14 protein-coding genes are annotated in these 17,125 nt (G+C 72.1%); 5 read left to right on the plus strand and 9 right to left on the minus strand.

Features of this window, described 5'->3' with window-relative positions; genetic code table 11:
- Positions 1-105: 105 nt before the first annotated feature.
- The 4 genes from ACFVT1_RS19515 to ACFVT1_RS19530 form a co-directional block, all read right to left on the minus strand.
- Positions 106-762, minus strand: a complete 657-nt coding sequence (locus ACFVT1_RS19515) for a class I SAM-dependent methyltransferase (protein ID WP_389796819.1) — start codon at positions 760-762, stop codon at positions 106-108.
- 145 nt (positions 763-907) lie between these two features.
- On the minus strand, positions 908-2,236 hold the full coding sequence (locus ACFVT1_RS19520; RefSeq protein ID WP_389796822.1) for a M20/M25/M40 family metallo-hydrolase: 1,329 nt from the start codon (positions 2,234-2,236) through the stop codon (positions 908-910).
- Positions 2,233-3,621 carry a cytosine permease gene (locus tag ACFVT1_RS19525; RefSeq protein ID WP_389796824.1) on the minus strand — a complete coding sequence of 463 codons (1,389 nt, stop codon included), beginning with the start codon at positions 3,619-3,621 and terminating at the stop codon, positions 2,233-2,235. Before ACFVT1_RS19525 ends, ACFVT1_RS19520 begins: the two co-directional genes overlap by 4 nt.
- Complete coding sequence (locus tag ACFVT1_RS19530) at positions 3,621-4,574, minus strand: DUF1177 domain-containing protein (protein WP_389796827.1); 954 nt, start codon at positions 4,572-4,574, stop codon at positions 3,621-3,623. Before ACFVT1_RS19530 ends, ACFVT1_RS19525 begins: the two co-directional genes overlap by 1 nt.
- Before the next feature lie 152 nt (positions 4,575-4,726).
- On the opposite strand from ACFVT1_RS19530, the gene ACFVT1_RS19535 reads away from it, so the two are divergent.
- Together ACFVT1_RS19535 and pepE are read left to right on the plus strand one after the other, a co-directional pair.
- A complete protein-coding gene (locus tag ACFVT1_RS19535; protein ID WP_362194788.1) occupies positions 4,727-5,554 on the plus strand; it encodes an IclR family transcriptional regulator in 828 nt (275 codons plus the stop codon).
- 29 nt (positions 5,555-5,583) lie between these two features.
- Positions 5,584-6,312 (plus strand): dipeptidase PepE, encoded by a 729-nt coding sequence (gene pepE, locus ACFVT1_RS19540; protein WP_389796978.1) that lies wholly within the window; start codon positions 5,584-5,586, stop codon positions 6,310-6,312.
- On the opposite strand, the gene ACFVT1_RS19545 is transcribed toward pepE, so the two are convergent.
- Positions 6,275-8,068, minus strand: a complete 1,794-nt coding sequence (locus ACFVT1_RS19545) for an MFS transporter (protein WP_389796830.1) — start codon at positions 8,066-8,068, stop codon at positions 6,275-6,277. The genes pepE and ACFVT1_RS19545 overlap by 38 nt on opposite strands.
- A gap of 269 nt (positions 8,069-8,337) precedes the next feature.
- Here ACFVT1_RS19545 and ACFVT1_RS19550 point away from each other — a divergent pair, with 269 nt between their 5' ends.
- From ACFVT1_RS19550 to ACFVT1_RS19560, 3 genes are all read left to right on the plus strand, one after another.
- Positions 8,338-10,518, plus strand: coding sequence for an acyl-CoA dehydrogenase (locus ACFVT1_RS19550; RefSeq protein ID WP_389796833.1), 2,181 nt, complete (start codon positions 8,338-8,340; stop codon positions 10,516-10,518).
- Positions 10,519-10,575: 57 nt separating this feature from the next.
- Positions 10,576-11,772 carry a lipid-transfer protein gene (locus tag ACFVT1_RS19555; RefSeq protein ID WP_389796980.1) on the plus strand — a complete coding sequence of 399 codons (1,197 nt, stop codon included), beginning with the start codon at positions 10,576-10,578 and terminating at the stop codon, positions 11,770-11,772.
- A gap of 181 nt (positions 11,773-11,953) precedes the next feature.
- The gene (locus ACFVT1_RS19560; RefSeq protein WP_389796835.1) at positions 11,954-13,387 is read left to right on the plus strand and encodes an MFS transporter; all 1,434 of its coding nucleotides are present in this window, start codon (positions 11,954-11,956) and stop codon (positions 13,385-13,387) included.
- A gap of 28 nt (positions 13,388-13,415) precedes the next feature.
- Here the strand turns inward: ACFVT1_RS19560 and ACFVT1_RS19565 are convergent, their stop codons facing one another.
- The 4 genes from ACFVT1_RS19565 to ACFVT1_RS19580 are packed head-to-tail and all read right to left on the minus strand — an operon-like array spanning position 13,416 to position 17,084.
- The gene (locus ACFVT1_RS19565; RefSeq protein WP_389796983.1) at positions 13,416-14,048 is read right to left on the minus strand and encodes a response regulator; all 633 of its coding nucleotides are present in this window, start codon (positions 14,046-14,048) and stop codon (positions 13,416-13,418) included.
- A 5-nt stretch (positions 14,049-14,053) separates the two neighbouring features.
- A complete protein-coding gene (locus ACFVT1_RS19570) occupies positions 14,054-15,400 on the minus strand; it encodes a sensor histidine kinase (RefSeq protein ID WP_389796837.1) in 1,347 nt (448 codons plus the stop codon).
- Positions 15,401-15,411: 11 nt separating this feature from the next.
- Entirely contained in the window at positions 15,412-16,134 is a 723-nt protein-coding gene (locus ACFVT1_RS19575) for an ABC transporter permease (RefSeq protein ID WP_389796840.1), read from the minus strand.
- Positions 16,134-17,084: an ABC transporter ATP-binding protein gene (locus tag ACFVT1_RS19580; protein WP_389796843.1), complete on the minus strand. Its 951-nt coding sequence runs from the start codon at positions 17,082-17,084 to the stop codon at positions 16,134-16,136. Before ACFVT1_RS19580 ends, ACFVT1_RS19575 begins: the two co-directional genes overlap by 1 nt.
- Positions 17,085-17,125 lie beyond the last annotated feature (41 nt).

Below are 17,125 nucleotides of genomic sequence, written 5' to 3' on the forward strand. Positions count from 1 at the left end.
CTGCTCGGAGTCCCGTTCCGGAACGGGCGGCACCTGCTCGGATGCCTGTTCCAGTACGGTTCGGCGCCTGCTCGGAGTCCCGTTCCGGTACGCCTCGGTACTCGCTCAGATGCCCGTTCCGGTACGCCGCAGCACCCGCAGCGAATCCGTGACCGAGACCTCGGTGAACGCGCCGGAGGCCAGCGCCCGCAGATACACGCGGTACGGGGCCTGGCCGCCGTGCGCCGGATCCGGGAACACGTCGTGGATCACCAGCAGCCCGCCCTCGGCGACATGCGGGGCCCAGCCCTCGTAGTCGCCGTTCGCATGCTCGTCGGTGTGGCCGCCGTCGATGAAGACGAGTCCGAGCCTTCCGCCCCACACCGCCGCGACCTGCGGAGACCGTCCGACCAGTGCCACGACGTGGTCTTCGAGACCGGCAGCGTGCAGGGTCCTGCGGAACGTCGGCAGTGTGTCCATCCGGCCGACCTCCGGGTCCACGACGGTCGGGTCGTGGTACTCCCAGCCGGGCTGCTGCTCCTCGCTGCCGCGGTGGTGGTCGACGGTGAGGGCCGTCACACCGGCCGCTCGGGCGACATCGGCGAGCAGGACGGTGGAGCGCCCGCAGTAGGTGCCGACTTCGAGGATCGGCAGCCCCAGAGCCGCGGCCTCGGCGGCCGCCCGGTACAGCGCCAGTCCTTCGACCACCGGCATGAAGCCCTTGGCGGCCTGGAAGGCGGCGAGAATCTCGGGCGACGGCTCGGCGACGGACTCGGCGGGCACGGGTTCCTCCTGGTGGGGCGGTTCTGCGGGGTGCGCGTTCGACGGCGCCCCATCGTGCCGTACGCCCCCGCCGAAGGCATCGGCGGGGGCGTACGCGGGGTGAGCCCGGGTCGGGGCGCCACCTGGCGGGGCTCTGACGCGGAGGTCAGCAGCTCTGCCAGAGTCGGGTCATGACGCGGACGCCGAAGCGCAGTCCCTCCAGCGGGACGCGCTCGTCCACGCCGTGGAACAGGCGGCCGTAGTCCAGGTCGTGCGGGAGCTTGAGGCCCTTGAAGCCGAAGCAGCGGATGCCGAGGTGGGTGAAGGCCTTGGCGTCGGTGCCGCCCGGGTTGCAGTACGGGACCGGGTGGCCGTCCGGGTCCTCGGCGCGCACGGCCGCGCACATGGCGTCGACCAGCGGGCCGTCGAACGTCGTCTCCAGCGCGATGTCGTGGTTGACCCACTCGCGGGTGACCGAGGGGAGGAGGAGCTCGTCGATCGTGTCGATCAGCTCCTGTTCGTGGCCGGGGAGGAAGCGGCCGTCCACGCGGGCGGTTGCCCTTCCGGGGATGACGTTGGTCTGGTAGCCCGCGTCGAACATGGTGGGGTTCGCGGAGTTGCGGAGCACCACCTGCATGAAGTCGGAGACCGGGCCCAGCCTGGCGAGGCTGCCCTCGATGTCGTTCTCGTCGAACTCGACCCCGTAGAGGCGGGCGGCCTCTTCGAGCAGGGCGCGGACCGGTGCGATCAGGCGGACCGGGAAGGTCGCACGGCCGATGCGGGTCAGCGACTCGGCGAGGTCGGTGACCGCGTTCTCGTCGTTGGGGGACGAGCCGTGGCCGGCCCGGCCGGTGGCGGTGAGCTCCATCCAGGCCATGCCGCGCTGGGCGTTCTCGATCGGGTAGAGGCGACGGGTGTCGTCGATGGCGAAGGAGAAGCCGCCGCCCTCGCCGATCGCCTCGGTGACCCCGGAGAAGAGCTCCGGGCGGTGCTCGACCAGCCAGTGGGCGCCGAACTTCCCGCCCGCCTCCTCATCGGCGAGGAAGGCGAGGACCAGATCGCGCGAGGGCCTGGTGCCGGTACGGGCGAAGTGGCGGGCGGTGGCCAGCATGACGGCCACCGTGTCCTTCATGTCGATCGCGCCGCGGCCCCAGAGGTAGCCGTCGCGGATCTCGCCGGAGAACGGCGGGACCTGCCACTCGGAGGCGTCGGCGGGGACCACGTCCAGATGGCCGTGGACGAGGAGGGCGCCGCGCTCCGGGTCGCGGCCCGCGATCCGGGCGATGACGTTGGCGCGGCCCGGGGCGGACTCGACCAGCTCGGATTCGATGCCCGCCTCGGCGAGGCGGCCCACCACCCAGTCGGCGCTCGCGCGCTCGTTGCTGGTGGGGTTGGAGGTGTCGAACCTGATCAGTTCGGCGCAGAGTCCGACGACCTCGTCCTGGGCCTCGTCGGAGGCCGGGACGAACGAGGAGGTGGGGTCGGGGATGGTCATGCTGCTCCCGCAGAGGTTGTCGCACGGGCGGCGGGGGCGGCGTCGTCCTCGTCGTCCAGGGTGGAGGTGCCGTACGGTTTCACCCAGCCCAGCAGGCCGAGGACGCTGTACAGGATGAAGGCGGTGGCCAGCGAGTTCAGGGCCGGGATGCCGCCGTCGTAGAACTTGCCGACGCAGAACGCCGCGATCCAGATGGCTATGGACATCGGCACCCAGGTCGGCGAGGACTTCGGCAGGGTCTGCGCCTCCCGGGTTTCGTCCAGCGGCTTGCGCATCTTCTTCACGACCCAGTATTCGGCCACGATGATCCCGCCGATCGGCGGGATCGCCACACCGAGGACGGAGAGGAACTCCGTGAAGTGGGTCATGATCCCGACCGCGGACAGGGCCGTGCCCGCGATGCCGAGGACGATCGTGACCGCGCCGCGGTGCAGCCGCTTGCCGAAGACGACCTGGAAGAAGTTGACGACGCCGAGCGAGGAGCCGTACAGGTTCCAGTCGTTGATCTTGGCGGTGGACATCAGGACCACGATGACGCCGAAGGCGCCGGAGGTGGAGAGCACGATGTGCGAGACCTCGTTGCTCTTGACCAGGTGGCCCAGGAGCACGCCGGTCATGCCGACGATGTACTCGGAGAGGATCATCGAGGAGGCGCTCTGCAGGAAGACGTGCGAGCCCTTCCTGTTGTACCGGGTCATCTCCGGGGCCACGATCGCACCGGTCATGAAGCCGCCCGCGATGGCGGTGGCGGCGACGGCCAGCGGGATCGTCTGGCCGGGCGGCGGCGAGTGGATCAGGTCGCTGATCGAGTGGTCCTTCAGCGTCGAGACGATCGACCAGGCGACCATCGCGAAGAAGAGCGGTGTGACGATCTTGGCGAAGACGGCCATGTACGTGAAGCCGAAGATCACCAGGGCGGTGATGGCGATGCCGGCCAGCACGCACCACATCCAGGACGGGCCGCCGACCAGCGCCGAGACGCTGTTGCCGAAGATCGTGTTCTGGACGCCGAACCAGCCGACCAGGCTGACCGCGATGACGAAGCTGACCAGCGCCGAACCGTTGCGTCCGAAGCCGACCCAGCGGGTCAGCATCGGGGTCGCCAGACCCTCGCGCATCCCGGCCAGACCGATCGCGAAGATCACGACCTCCAGGATCACCGCGCCGAGCGTGAAGGCGAGGAAGGCGTCCCCGAAGGTCATGCCGACACCGATGGTGGCGCCGAGGGTGAACTGCGAGATCGAGCCGGACTGGGCCAGCCACTGGAGCAGCATGGACCAGAAACCGAAGCGCTTGTCACGCGGGACGCGGGAGAGCGCGTAGTCGTCGCTGCCGATGCTTCTGGCCTCGGGGGCCACGGCCTCGGCCTGCGGGGTGGCTGCCATCAGGACTCCTGGGGTGTGCGGCCGAGGGTCTGCAGGTGCGCCAGTGACCCGTAACGGCTGACGAGGTTGTCGAACTCCACCGCGTCGTGGAAGTCCAGGTGGCCACTGCCGTAGGTCTTGGCGACCTCCACGGCGTAGCGGGCGGCGGACGCGATGTCCGTCTCGTGGCTCGCGCCCGTACCGCAGCCCGGCACCGCGGCGGCCGAGGTGATGGCCAGGCCGACGACCGGGGCGGCCGTCGCGGTGGCGGGCTGCAGGATCGAATTGATGTGGTGTGCACCATTACCGTACGGGGTGATGTCCTGCGTGGTCACCGGGTACGTGACCAACGGCTCACCGGTCACCACGGCCAGCAGCTCGCCGAGCTGCTCGCCGACCCGGAGCACCCAGCCCTCCTTGACGGTGGGCGACAGGGCGAGGCCCTTGTGGTTGATGATCCGGTTGCCCTTGGTGGTGTCGATGGAGAGCACGGCCTCCATCTCGCCGGTCACCTCGTGGCGGTTCATGGTGGCGATGTCCACGGGCGAGCCCATGAACGGCACCGGGTCGTGCGGCTCGGTCGGCGCGTCCGGGCAGATGTGGGTGGCGACGATCACATCGCCGGGCAGCACATCGCCGCGGCGGCGCATGTCGAGCAGCTTGGCGGCGGTGGCGATCGCGGCGGCCGCGCCGTCGGCGTCGGAGACCATGCCGGTCACCTCGGGCCGGGCGCCGATGCCGCCGAGCCGGCCGACCACGCCCAGCGTGCGGGCGCCGCCTCCCGACGTACGCCCTCGGGCGCCCGGGATGCGGACCATCACGAAGTCCGTCGAGCCCCGCTCGCCGGTGACCGTGGTGACCTGCGCCGACGAACCCTCGGCCCCGCTCACGGAGTCGAGGTACTCGGCGACCGTCTTGCCATTGACCTGGGGATCGTCCAGCAGCTCGACGATGTCCAGTACGTACTTCAACATGGGGGGCCTTTCTCGCTCATCCGGGCACCCGGGCCGAGGCGCTCGACGGGGGAAGCGCGGGGCGGGGTGCTGAGGCAACATTCGGGATCGGATAGCGTTGAACGCAACTGTTTCCCGTTATTTGCAATTCAGGTCTGAATGGTGAGATGACGATGGCCGACTTCGATCTGGACCGGCGCACCCCAGCAGGGGCGCTGCAAACCGTCGACCGGGCGCTCCTCGTGCTGCTCGCCTTCGAGCGGACCCGGCCCGACTGGGGCGTCACCGAGGTCGCCGAGGAGTTCGGCTGGGACACCTCGGTGGCCCAGCGGCTGCTCGCCACCCTCGCCGGGCGCGGCTTCCTGGTCTCCGACCCGGCCACCCGCCGCTACCGCATCGGCCCCGCAGTGCTGCGCCTGGGCAGGCTCTGGGAGCGTTCCGGATCGCTGGAGCTGCTGGCCGGGCCGGTGCTGGAGGAGCTGTGCCGGGTCACCGGCGACACCGTCCTGTTCTGCCTGCCGGACAGCTTCCACATGCGGTGCGTAGCCGCGGAGGAGGGGGAGGCCGGGCCGCTGCGCTACTACCCGCTCGTCGGTGAGCTCTACCCGGCGCACGCCGGGGCGACCAGCAAGTCGTACTACGCGTACCTGCCCGACGAGCAGCGCCACCGGCTCTTCCGGGGCCGCCCGATGGCCCGCTTCACCGACCGGACGGTCACCGACCCGGACCGGCTGGAGGAGGAGTTCCTCAGGGTCCGCGCCCAGGGGTACGCCTGGACGGTCGGCGAGTACGACACCGGTATCGCGACCGTCGCCGTACCGGTCTTCCTCGGGCGCGAACCGTACGGGAGCCTCAGCCTCGGCGGTGCCGAGGAACTCTTCCGCGGGGCTCCGCAGGACCGGCTCGACGCCCTGCGCCACGCGGCCCAGCTGCTGGAGCGGCGGCTCACCCAGCCGCCGCAGCGCCCGAAGCCCCGCGCCCGCCGCCCCCGCACCACCTGACGATCCAGAACATGACCAAGAGGAACCCCGTGAATCTGCTGCTGCTCTCCAACTCCACCCAGTACGGCCGCGGTTACCTGGAACACGCCCTCGACACCGTCACCGCGTTCCTGCCCTCCGGTGCCCGGCTGGCCTTCGTGCCGTACGCGCTCGCCGACTACACCGCGTACACCGCACGCGTCCGCGACGCCCTCGCGCCGTCCGGCATCACCGTCCGCGGGGTCCACGAGAACGCCGACCCGGTCGCCGAACTCGCCGCGTCCGACGCGGTGTTCATCGGCGGCGGCAACTCCTTCCGGCTGCTGAGCGCCCTGTACCGGACCGGTCTGCGGGACGCCGTGACCGAAGCGGTGCGGGGCGGACTGCCGTACATGGGCGCCAGCGCCGGTACGAACATGGCGGCGCCCACCCTCCGCACCACCAACGACATGCCCATCGTGCAGCCGCCGTCCTTCGAGACGCTCGGCCTCGTCCCGTTCCAGATCAACCCGCACTACCTGGACCCGGACCCGGAGAGCACCCACAAGGGCGAGACCCGCGAGGAGCGGCTCACCGAGTTCCTGGAGGAGAACGACGTGCCGGTGCTCGGCCTGCGCGAAGGGTCGTGGCTGCGGGTCTCCGGGCGCCAGGCCCGGGTGCAGGGCGCCCACCCCGCCCGGCTGTTCACCCGCGGCGCGCAGCCGCAGGAGCTTCCGGCCGGGTCGGACGTCTCTCATCTGCTCACGACGGCACCGCGGTTCGACGCTCCGGTGCGCTGAGCGCGAGCTCCAGATCGGCGTCGACCGGCAGCCCGTTGCCGGGGTAGGCCGCCGGGTAGGCGCGCGGCGCGTATCCGGCGGCCGATCCGGCCAGCACGTACGTGCCGCCGGCCGGGGCGGCCAGCATGTAGTGGCCGTCCTCGTCCGCCACGGCGAGGCCGGCCTGCCGGCCCCGGTGGTCGATCAGCGTGACATTGGCGCGGGCCACCGGCGCGCCGTCCGCGTCCCGCACCCGGCCGCGGAATCCGCCCGAACCGGCGACCGGGCGGGACGCGGGGCGTGCGGGGGCCGCCGCGTCGTCGCTGCTCGCCAGGAGGGCCGGGCGCAGCGCGTCGCGCTGCGACGGCAGGAACGCGGCCAGCACCAGCCCGACCAGCACCGCGCCCGTCGCGATCCCGAACGAGATGCGGAACCCCTCCATCGAGGGCAGCGGCACCCCGCCCGTCCGCACCGAGGTGTTGGCCAGCACCATGCCGATCACGGCGCTCGACACCGACGTCCCGATCGACCGCATCAGGGTGTTCAGCCCGTTGGCCGCACCCGTCTCGGACGGATCGACGGCCCCGATGATCAGCGCGGGCAGTGAGGAGTACGCGAGTCCGATGCCGGCCCCGAGCACCACCGCGATGATCACGGTCTGCCAGGCGGCGCTCATCAGCCCGAGCCCCGCCCCGTAGCCGATCGCGATGATCAGCAGGCCGAGCATCAGCGACACCTTGGGGCCCCGGCGGGCGGACAGCCGGGCGTAGAGCGGGGCGACGAGCATCATCGTCAGGCCGAGCGGCGCCACGCACAGTCCCGCGACCACCATCGACCGGCCGAGCCCGTACCCCGTCGACGCCGGCAGCTGGAGCAGCTGCGGCAGGACCAGTGAGACGGCGTAGAACGCGACCCCGACCATGATCGAGGCGAGGTTGGTGAGCAGCACCTCGCGCCGGGCCGTGGTCCGCAGATCGACCAGCGGCGCCGGGCTGCGCAGCTCGAAGAGGCCCCACAGGACGAGGATCACCAGGGCGGCGGCGATCAGACCGAGCGTGGCGCCCGAGGTCCAGCCCCAGTCACTGCCCTTGGTAACGGGCAGCAGCAGGCAGACCAGGCCGAGCGAGAGCCCGAGCGCGCCGACGAGGTCGAACCGCCCGGGGGCGCGCAGCGTGGTCTCGGGCACGACGAGGACGGTGAGCGCCATCGACAGCACGCCGAGAGCGGCCGCGCCGAAGAACAGGGTGTGCCAGTCGAAGTGCTGGGCGACCAGCGCGGCGGCGGGCAGTGCGAGTCCGCCGCCCACCCCGATCGAGGAACTCATCAGGGCCATCGCCGAACCGAGCTTCTCGCGCGGCAGCTCGTCGCGCATGATGCCGATGCCCAGCGGGATGGCACCCATGGCGAAGCCTTGGAGCGCGCGTCCCGCGATCATGACCACGAGATCGTCGGTGAAGGCGCATATCAGTGAACCGATCACCATCACGGCGAGACTGGCGAGCAGCATCTTCCGCTTGCCGTAGAGATCACCGAGCCGTCCCATGATGGGTGTCGCGACGGCCCCCGCCAGCAGGGTCGCGGTCATCACCCAGGTGGCGTCGGACGGATCGGTGCGCAGAAGGGCGGGCAGATCCTTGATGACGGGTACGAGCAGGGTCTGCATCACCGCGACGGTGATACCCGCGAAGGCGAGCACGGGGACGGTGCCGCCGCCCGCCCCGCGCGGCCGCGGACCGGGGAGTTCCCCGGCGTGCTGTTCGTTCGTCGTCTGTGGCATGCGGGTGGCCTCCGGGCGGCGTGATCGAGGGTCGGTCGAGGATCTGACGGGGCGTGCGGGTGTGGCGGCGGGCAGCACCGGCCGCCAAGTGTGTGCAGCGTGAAACCTTCCTCATGCCCCCGGTATTCCGGTGAACGGGGTACGAACGGGGGCACAACCGCGCACCCGGCCGGAGCGCGTGGTAATCCGCACGTCACCTGACCTTCCGTCAGAATGGAACGTGTTCTACTCTTGCGCCGTTCCAGTGGCTGCGACCGGCGAGGATCCGCATGGGCATCGGAATCACCGAAGAACAGAGGGAGTTGGCGCAGGCCGTACGGGGGTGGCTGGCGCGCGCCGTACCGCCGGAGGAGATCCGCAAGCTCCTCGACGTCGACGCTCCCGGTACCCCCGGCGTGCGCCCCGGGCACTGGGACGGGCTCGCCGAACAGGGCCTCCTCTCCATCCATCTGCCCGAGCGGTACGGGGGCGGAGGAGGCCAACTCCTCGACCTGGCCGTGGTCCTGGAGGAGGCGGGCCGGGCCGCGCTCCCCGGCCCGTATCTCGCGAGCTCCCTCGCCTCCGCCGTACTGCACGCGGCCGGGGCGGGCGGGCTGGTGCGCGATCTGGCGGCCGGTGCGCGCATCGGCGCCGTCGCCCTCGGCACCGGCACCCTCACGGCCGTCGAGCACGGGGACGGCCATCTGCTCGACGGCACCGCCCCGCCCGTCCTCTCCGGCGCCGACGCCGATCTCCTGCTGCTCTGCGCCGAATCGGCCGCCGGGCCCCTCTGGTTGGCCGTCGACGCCGCCGCCGACGGGCTGGCCGTCCGCCCGCACCGCGGCGCCGACCCGACCCGCCCCACGGCCGAGATCCGCGCCGAGGGCGTACTCGTCCCCGCGGAACGCGTCGTGCGGACCGACGCCGCGCACGTCCGCGACCTCGCAGCCGTCCTCTTCGCCGCCGAAGCCTGCGGAACCGCGGCCAGGGCGCTGCACACCGCGGCCGAATACGCCAAGGTCCGCGAGCAGTTCGGCCGCCCGATCGGACAGTTCCAGGGCATCAAGCACCTCTGCGCCGACATGCTCGTACGGGTCGAACGGGCCCGCGCGCTGGCGTGGGACGCGGCCCGCGCCGCCGACGGAGAAGGGGACCCGGACGTACGGTCCATGGTCGCCGCCCTCGCCGCGTCGGACGCCCTCGACGCCGCGTACGGCTGCGCCAAGGACTGCGTCCAGATCCTCGGCGGCATCGGCTTCACCTGGGAGCACGACGCCCATCTGTATCTGCGCCGCGCCCTGGTGGCCCGGCAGCTGCTGGGGGCCGGTGACGCCCACCGGCTGCGGGCCGTCCGGCTGGCCGAGGGCGGGGCGCGCCGCGAACTCGCCCTCGAACTTCCCGCCGGGGCCGCGGCGTACCGGGCCGAGGCGCGCGAGGCCGTCGCCGCCGCCCGCGGCCTCGACCCGAAGGCCGCCCGCCGCGCGCTCGCACCGACCGGCTACGCCGCCCCGCATCTCCCCGCCCCCTGCGGACTGGGCGCCGGGCCGGTCCAGCAGCTCGCGATACAGCAGGAGTTGAGGGAGCAGGGGGTGAAGCTGAGCGACCTCGGGATCGCCACCTGGGTGGTGCCCTCGCTCATCGCCCACGGGACGGCGCAGCAGCAGGAGCGCTATCTGCTGCCCACCCTGCGCGGTGAACTCCTGTGGTGCCAGCTGTTCTCGGAGCCCGGCGCGGGCTCCGACCTCGCCTCGCTGCGGACGAGGGCGGAGCGGACCGGGGAGGGCTGGCGGATCAACGGGCAGAAGGTCTGGACGAGCGCCGCCCAAGGGGCCGACCACGGAATCCTGCTGGCCAGGACCGACCCGGACGCCCCCAAGCACCGGGGGCTCAGCTACTTCCTCGTCGACATGAAGAACACCGAGGGCATCGACATCCGCCCGCTGAAGGAGATCACCGGCGACTCCCTCTTCAACGAGGTGTACTTCGACGACGTCCTGCTGCCCGCCGACGCCGTCGTCGGCGAGATCGACGACGGCTGGCGGGTCGCCCGCAACACCCTCGGCAACGAACGCGTCCACATGGCCGATCAGATGACCTTCGACACCGGCCTGGAGGCGCTGATCGCCCGCTCCGGCGAACTCGACGGCACGTACCGGGCCCGTATCGGAGCACTCGCCGCCGAGGCCCACGCACTCGCCTGCATCGGACTGCGGACCACTCTGCGACAGGTCTCGGGTCTCGAACCGGGCGCGGGAGCCTCCATCCGCAAGCTCGTCCAGACCACCCACCAGCAGAAGGTCGCCGAACTGGCCCTCGAACTCCTCGGCCCGGCCGGCGCGGTCGGCGAAGGGGCGGGGGAGCGGGCCGTGCACGGCTTCCTGATGTCCCGCTGCCTGACCATCGCGGGCGGCACCACCCAGGTTCAGCTCAATGTCGTCGCCGAGCGCATCCTCGGCCTTCCGCGCGACTGACGCGATCGAAGGGACTTGCCCGTGAAGCCTGTGGAACCCATGAAGCCCATGAAGCTCATGAAGGCGTACATCGTCGGCGTGGGAATGACGAAGTTCGAGAAGCCCGAGACCCGCGACTGGCAGTACTGGGACATGGCGAAGGAGGCCGGGACGGCGGCGCTCGCCGATGCCTCGGTCGCGTACGAGCAGGTCCAGCAGGCCGTCGTCGGCTACTGCTTCCAGCCCTCCACCGCCGGTCAGCGCGCCGTGTACGGACTCGGACTGACCGGCGTGCCCGTCTACAACGTCAACAACAACTGCGCCACCGGCGCCACCGCGCTGATGACGGCCCGGCAGTTCGTCGAGGGCGGCGGCAGCGACTGCGTCCTCGTGCTCGGCTTCGAGAAGATGACGCGCGGCGCGCTCGGCGGCGGTGGCGCCGACGGCGGTGCCGCCGACTTCAAGACCTCACCCGTCGCGCGGCACTACGGGATCATGGCCGCCGCCCACGGTTTCGAGATGAGCCCGCCCACCGCCCAGATCTTCGGCAACGCGGCCCGTGAGCACATGGAGCGGTACGGGACGACCGAGGCTCAACTCGCCGCGGTCGGCGCCAAGAACCACCGGCACTCGGTGAACAACCCGTACGCCCAGTTCCAGGACCCGTACACGGTCGAGGAGGTCCTCGCCGCGAAGACCATCCACCGCCCGCTGACCAAACTCCAGTGCTCACCCACCTCCGACGGATCGGCCGCCGCCGTCGTCGTGTCGGAGCGCTTCGTCGAGCGCCACGGCCTGGAGGACCGGGCCGTCGAGATCGTCGCCCAGGCCATGACCACCGACACCGAGGACTCCTTCGCCTCCGGCACCTGTGTCGACGCCGTGGGACAGCCGATGTCACGGGCCGCCGCCCGCCAGGTGTACGCGGCCTCGGGGCTCTCGGCCGCCGACCTCGACGTCATCGAGCTGCACGACTGCTTCTCCATCAACGAACTCCTCACCTACGAGGCGCTCGGGCTGTGCGGCGAGGGCGAGTCCGGGAAGCTCGTCGAGTCCGGGGCCACCACCTACGGCGGCCGGTGGGTGGTCAACCCGTCCGGCGGGCTGATCTCCAAGGGGCACCCGCTCGGCGCCACCGGAATCGCCCAGGCCGCGGAACTGACCTGGCAGCTCAGGGGCGAGGCACAGGGCCGGCAGGTGGAGGGCGCTCGGGTCGGCCTGGCGCACAACATCGGGCTCGGCGGCGCGGCGGTGGTGACGCTGCTGCGACGCTAGGGACGCTCCGGCCGACCGGGGCCGGGGACGGGCCCCGGCCGTGCCTCTCGTACGTTGCCGTACCGCCCCTGGCCGTGCCTGCGTACGTTGCCGTACCGTCCCCGGCCGTGCTTTCGTACGCCGCCGGACCGAGCCGGGTCGGTCCGAATACCGATGTACGGGGCTCGGGGCGGCTGCGAGTATGACCGTCATGGTTGACGTCACGACGCCCGCGCCCCCGCAACAACGGATCAGGACCCGCACCTGGGCGGCGGTGCTCGCCGCGTGTGTCGGCCAGTTCCTCGTCGTGCTCGACGTGTCCGTGGTCAATGTCGCCCTGCCGTCCATGCGTTCCGACCTCGGGATGAGCGCCGCCGGGCTGCAATGGGTGCTGAACGCCTACTCGATCGCGTTCGCCGGTTTCATGCTGCTCGGCGGGCGCGCCGCCGACATATACGGCCGCAAGCGGATGTTCCTGATAGGACTCGGCCTGTTCACGGTGGCCTCCCTGGCGGGCGGGCTCGCCCAGGAGGGCTGGCAGCTGCTGGCCGCCCGCGCCGCGCAGGGGCTCGGTGCCGCCGTGCTCGCCCCCGCCACCCTCACCCTGCTCACCACCACCGTCCCCGAGGGCCCGGCCAGGACGAAGGCGATCGGCACCTGGATGGCCGTCGGCGCGGGCGGCGGCGCGGCCGGCGGGCTGGTCGGCGGAGTACTCACCGACCTGCTGTCCTGGCGCTGGGTCCTGCTGATCAACGTACCGGTCGGTGTACTCGTCCTGGCCGGTGCGGCGGTCTGGCTCGCGGAGGGCCGGACGGGCGGCCGGCGGCGGATCGACTTCCTCGGCGCGGTCCTCGTCACGGCGGGCCTCGCCTCCGTCGCGTACGGCATCGTGCAGACCGAGGAAGCGGGCTGGGGCGAGTCGGCGACCCTGGTGCCGCTGCTCGGCGGGGTGGCCCTGCTCATCGCCTTCGTGGTGGTGGAGGCCGGTACCGCGGAACCGCTGATGCCGCTCAGGGTGCTCGGGGCGCGGGCGGTGACGTCGGCGAACGCGGCGATGTTCGTGATCGGCTCCGCGACCTTCTCCATGTGGTACTTCATGACCGTGTACGCCCAGACCGTGCTGGGCTACACACCGCTGGAGGCCGGACTCGCCCTGATGCCGACGTCGTTGGCCGTCGTCCTCGGCTCGAAGTGCGCGCCCCGCGCCATGGCCCGGGTCGGCGCGAAGAACCTGGCGCTCATCGGTACGGCGATCGCCGCGGCGGGCTTCGGCTGGCAGTCCACGATGGGCGCCGACGGCTCGTACCTCACCTCGGTCTGCCTGCCCGGCATCCTGATGATGGCCGGATCCGGCCTGGCGTCCACCCCGCTCGCCTCCCTCGCCATCACGGGCGCGGCCCCCGGCGAGGCCGGTCTCGTCTCCGGCCTGGTCAACACCTCCCGCACGGTGGGCGGCGCGCTCGGCCTCGCCGTGCTCTCCACCGTCGCCGCCGCACGCACGGCCGGCGGCACCGGGCCCGAGGAGCTCACCGCGGGATACGCACTCGCGTTCCGCACGGCCGGCACGGTGCTGCTGGGCGGCCTGCTGCTGATGGCGCTCTGGCTGCCGCGCCACCGGTCCGGCCGGCAGTCCTGAACCGGGCCCGGCCCACCACCGGGCCCGCCTACAACCACCCCTGCTGCCGCGCCGCCCGCACCGCCTCCATCCGGTTGCGCGTGCCCGTCTTGCCGATCGCCGACGACAGGTAGTTCCGTACCGTCGACTCGGACAGATGGAGCGTCGCCGCGATGTCGGCGACCGTCGCTCCGTCCACCGAGGCGTTCAGCGCGTCCCGCTCCCGCGCGGTCAGCGGGCTGGGTCCGGCGCCGAGCGCGGCGGCGGCCAGCGCCGGGTCGATGACCGTCTCACCGCCGAGCACCCGGCGGATCGCGGTGGCGAGCTCCTCGACCGGGCCGTCCTTGACCAGGAATCCCGCCGCCCCGGCCTCCATCGCCCGGCGCAGATAGCCGGGGCGGCCGAACGTGGTGAGGATCAGCACCCGGCAGTCCGGCACCTCCTCGCGCAGGTCGGCGGCGGCGTCCAGGCCGCTGCGGCCCGGGAGTTCGATGTCCAGCAGCGCCACGTCCGGACGGGAGAGGAGGGCGGCGTTCACGATCTCGTCCCCGGCGGCCACCTGGGCCACGACCTCGATGTCCGGTTCCAGGCCCAGCAGCAGGGCGAGCGCGCCCCGCATCATGCCCTGGTCCTCGGCGAGCAGCACGCGTACGGACTTGGTCGGACGGTGATCCTGCGGCATCTCGTTCACCGGCCCAGCGTAGGGCTCGGGGCGGTTCCGGCGGCCGTGTCCCCGTCGGCCCCGTCCGCCCGGTCCGGCCCGTCCACCGGCAGTTGCGCAGTCAGCACGAAGCCGCGCTCCGGCTCGGGGCCCGCCCGGAGCGAGCCGCCCGCCGCGGCGAGGCGCTCGGTCAGGCCGGTCAGCCCGGTGCCGCCGATGCCGGGCGTGGCCGGTGCGCCGGGGTCGGGGCCGCGACCGTCGTCCGTGACCTTCAGCCGGACCCGTTCGGAGGTGCCGTCGACCACGAACGAGCAGGTGGTGGCGCGGGAATGGCGTACGACATTGGTGACGGCCTCCCGTACCACCCAGCCCAGCAGCGCCTCCGTCTGCGGGGCGAGCGGCGGCCCGGAGCGGCGGACCACCGGTGCGATCCCGGCGGCGGTCAGCGCGGACCGGGCCCGGTCCAGTTCGGTGGCGAGGCTTCCCTCGCGGTAGCCGGTGACGGCCTCCCGGATCTCGGTGAGGGCCTGGCGTCCGACGGACTCGATGTCCGCGACCTGGAGGAGCGCCGCGTCCATGTCGCGCGGCGCGAGCCGGCGCGCGGCCTCCGACTTGACCACGATCACGGAGAGCGTGTGGCCCAGCAGATCGTGCAGATCGCGGGAGAACCGCAGCCGCTCCTTCTCGACCGCGGTACGGGCCAGTTCCTGCCGGGTGTCCCGCAGTTCCATCACGGTCTCCGCGAGGGTGAGGATCGCCGAGGTCACCGCGCCCGAGATGAAGGTGCCGTAGCCGATGGTCCACGGATCCGTCCCGCTGTTGCCGCGCCACACGGCGATGAGGGTGGCGACCACGGCGAGGGAGAGCAGCCCGGCGGCCAGCTGCCGGTGGCGCAGGACGGTGCCGCAGGCCAGCGAGAGCAGCGGGAAGAACAGCAGCCAGCTGCCGCCGTAGCCGATCGCGAGCCCGAACGTGACGGCGGCCGTCGCGGCGAGCAGCCAGTACGACACCGGGCTCTCGCGCTTCCTCTTGTCGAAGCCGCGGAACACCACGGAGATGTAGAGGGAGTTGAAGGCGAGCAGCCCGAGGCCGCCGAGCCAGGGGTTGGCCGCCTCGCCCTGGAAGAGATTGGAGAAGGCGCCCAGGCCCATCAGCAGCCAGGGCAGCAGGGCGTACGGTCCGGGCGGGCCGGGCCGTCGGTCGCCGCGCCGCCGGCGCCGGTCCCGCCACGTACCCGTACAGGGATCCGCGCCGGTGCCGGTACCGCCGTCCGTACCCGTGCGGGGATCCGCGCCGGTGCTGCCGTCCGGACCCGCGTCCGCGGCCGTACCCGTGCCCGTACCCGTCCCCGCGCCTGTTCGCTTCCCGGACATGTCCACTCCCGTCACACGGTTCTCGCGGACCGACGGTACGAGATCACGGCGTACGTCCCGAACAGCAGGAGCCACCCGGAGAGCACGGCGATCGTGCCGACGCCGGGCGCGTGCCCGTCGGTGGTCGCCCAGCCCAGGTCGGCGAACCGGTTGGCCGGGGTGAACCTGCCGACCGAACGCAGCCACCCGGGAAGCAGTTCCAGCGGGAACCACAGTCCGCCGACGATCGCGAAGCCCATCAGACAGGCCACATTGACGACCCCGGTGCCCTGCGGGGTGAGCCGGTAGCCGTTGCCGAGGCCGAGCAGGGTGAACGGCAGTGCGCCGATCCACAGCAGCAGCGCCAGGACGATCCACTGCCAGGCGTCCAGCCGCACCCCGTTGACCAGCCCGCCGGCCAGCAGCACCGTCAGGATCGTCGGCAGGACGGTCACCGAACCGCTGACCGCCCGGCCCACGACCGCTTGCGACGGGGCGAGCGGGGTGACCCGCAGCTGCTGCAGCCAGCCGAGGGTCTTGTCGGACGCGACCCCCGTACCGATCGACATGGCGGAGCCCAGCGCCCCGTACGCGGCCATCCCGACCATCGAGGCCGTCTTCCAGCCGTCGACGCCCCCGCCCCCGCCGATGTTGGTGAAGAGCAGATACATCATCACCGGCATTCCGGTCCCGAAGATCAGGAAGAAGCCGTCCCGCAGGGTCCGTCGGACCTCCAGCACGATGTAGCGGATCATCAGACGGACTCCTTGCCGGAATCGGTTGCGGTGGGCACGGCGGACGGTGCGGTGAGCGCGAGGAACGCGTCCTCCAACGTGGCCCGGGAGACCTGGAGATCACGGATCGCGCCGAGGCGGGCCAGCTCCACGACGGTGGCGTCCGAGTCGTCCGTGTGCAGCAGGGCCCGGTCCCCGGACACCTCGACGGTGACGACCCCGGGCAGCAGCTCCAGGCCCTCGGTCGGCCGGCCCGCCAGGTCGAAGGAGACGAGACCGGCGCCCGCCGAGCCCCGGATCGTGTCGCCGCTGCCGTCCGCGACGACCCGGCCCCGGTCGACGACGACGATCCGGTCGGCGTTCTCGTCGGCCTCCTCCAGATAGTGGGTGGAGAAGAGGACGGTGTTGCCGCGCCGGGCGTAGGCGCGCATCGACTCCCAGAACGTCCGGCGCGCCTCCACGTCCAGGGCGGCGGTCGGCTCGTCCAGGACGATCAGCTCCGGATTGCCGGCCAGCGCGACGGCGAAGCGGACGCGCTGGGTCTGGCCGCCGGAGAGTTTGTCGATGCGCCGGTCCGCGTACGCGGAGACGCCCGCCAGGGAGAGCGCCTCGGCCACCGGCATCGGCCGCGGGTAGGTCGAGGCGACGAAGGTGATCAGCTCCCGGACGGTGACCCGCTGGATGGGCCGCCCGTCCTGGAGCATGGCGCCGACCAGACCGGCCCGTACTGCCTGCCCGGCGGTCCGGCCCAGCACCCGCACACTGCCGGAGTCCGGCTCGTTCAGCCCCAGCAGGAGGCTGATGGCGGTGGACTTGCCCGCGCCGTTGCGGCCGAGCAGGGCGACGGTCTCACCGCGGCCGATGGACAGGTCGATCCCGTCCACGGCCCGTACGGTCCGCCCCGCCCGGCCGAAGGTCTTGACCGCCCCGGTGAGGACCACCGCGGCCGTACTCCCCGTTGTCTGCTTCATGGACATGACGCTACGGAAGGCGCCCGGCGGCCCGGCAGAGG

Source organism: Streptomyces sp. NPDC057963, from assembly GCF_042887155.1.
Classification (GTDB): domain Bacteria; phylum Actinomycetota; class Actinomycetes; order Streptomycetales; family Streptomycetaceae; genus Streptomyces.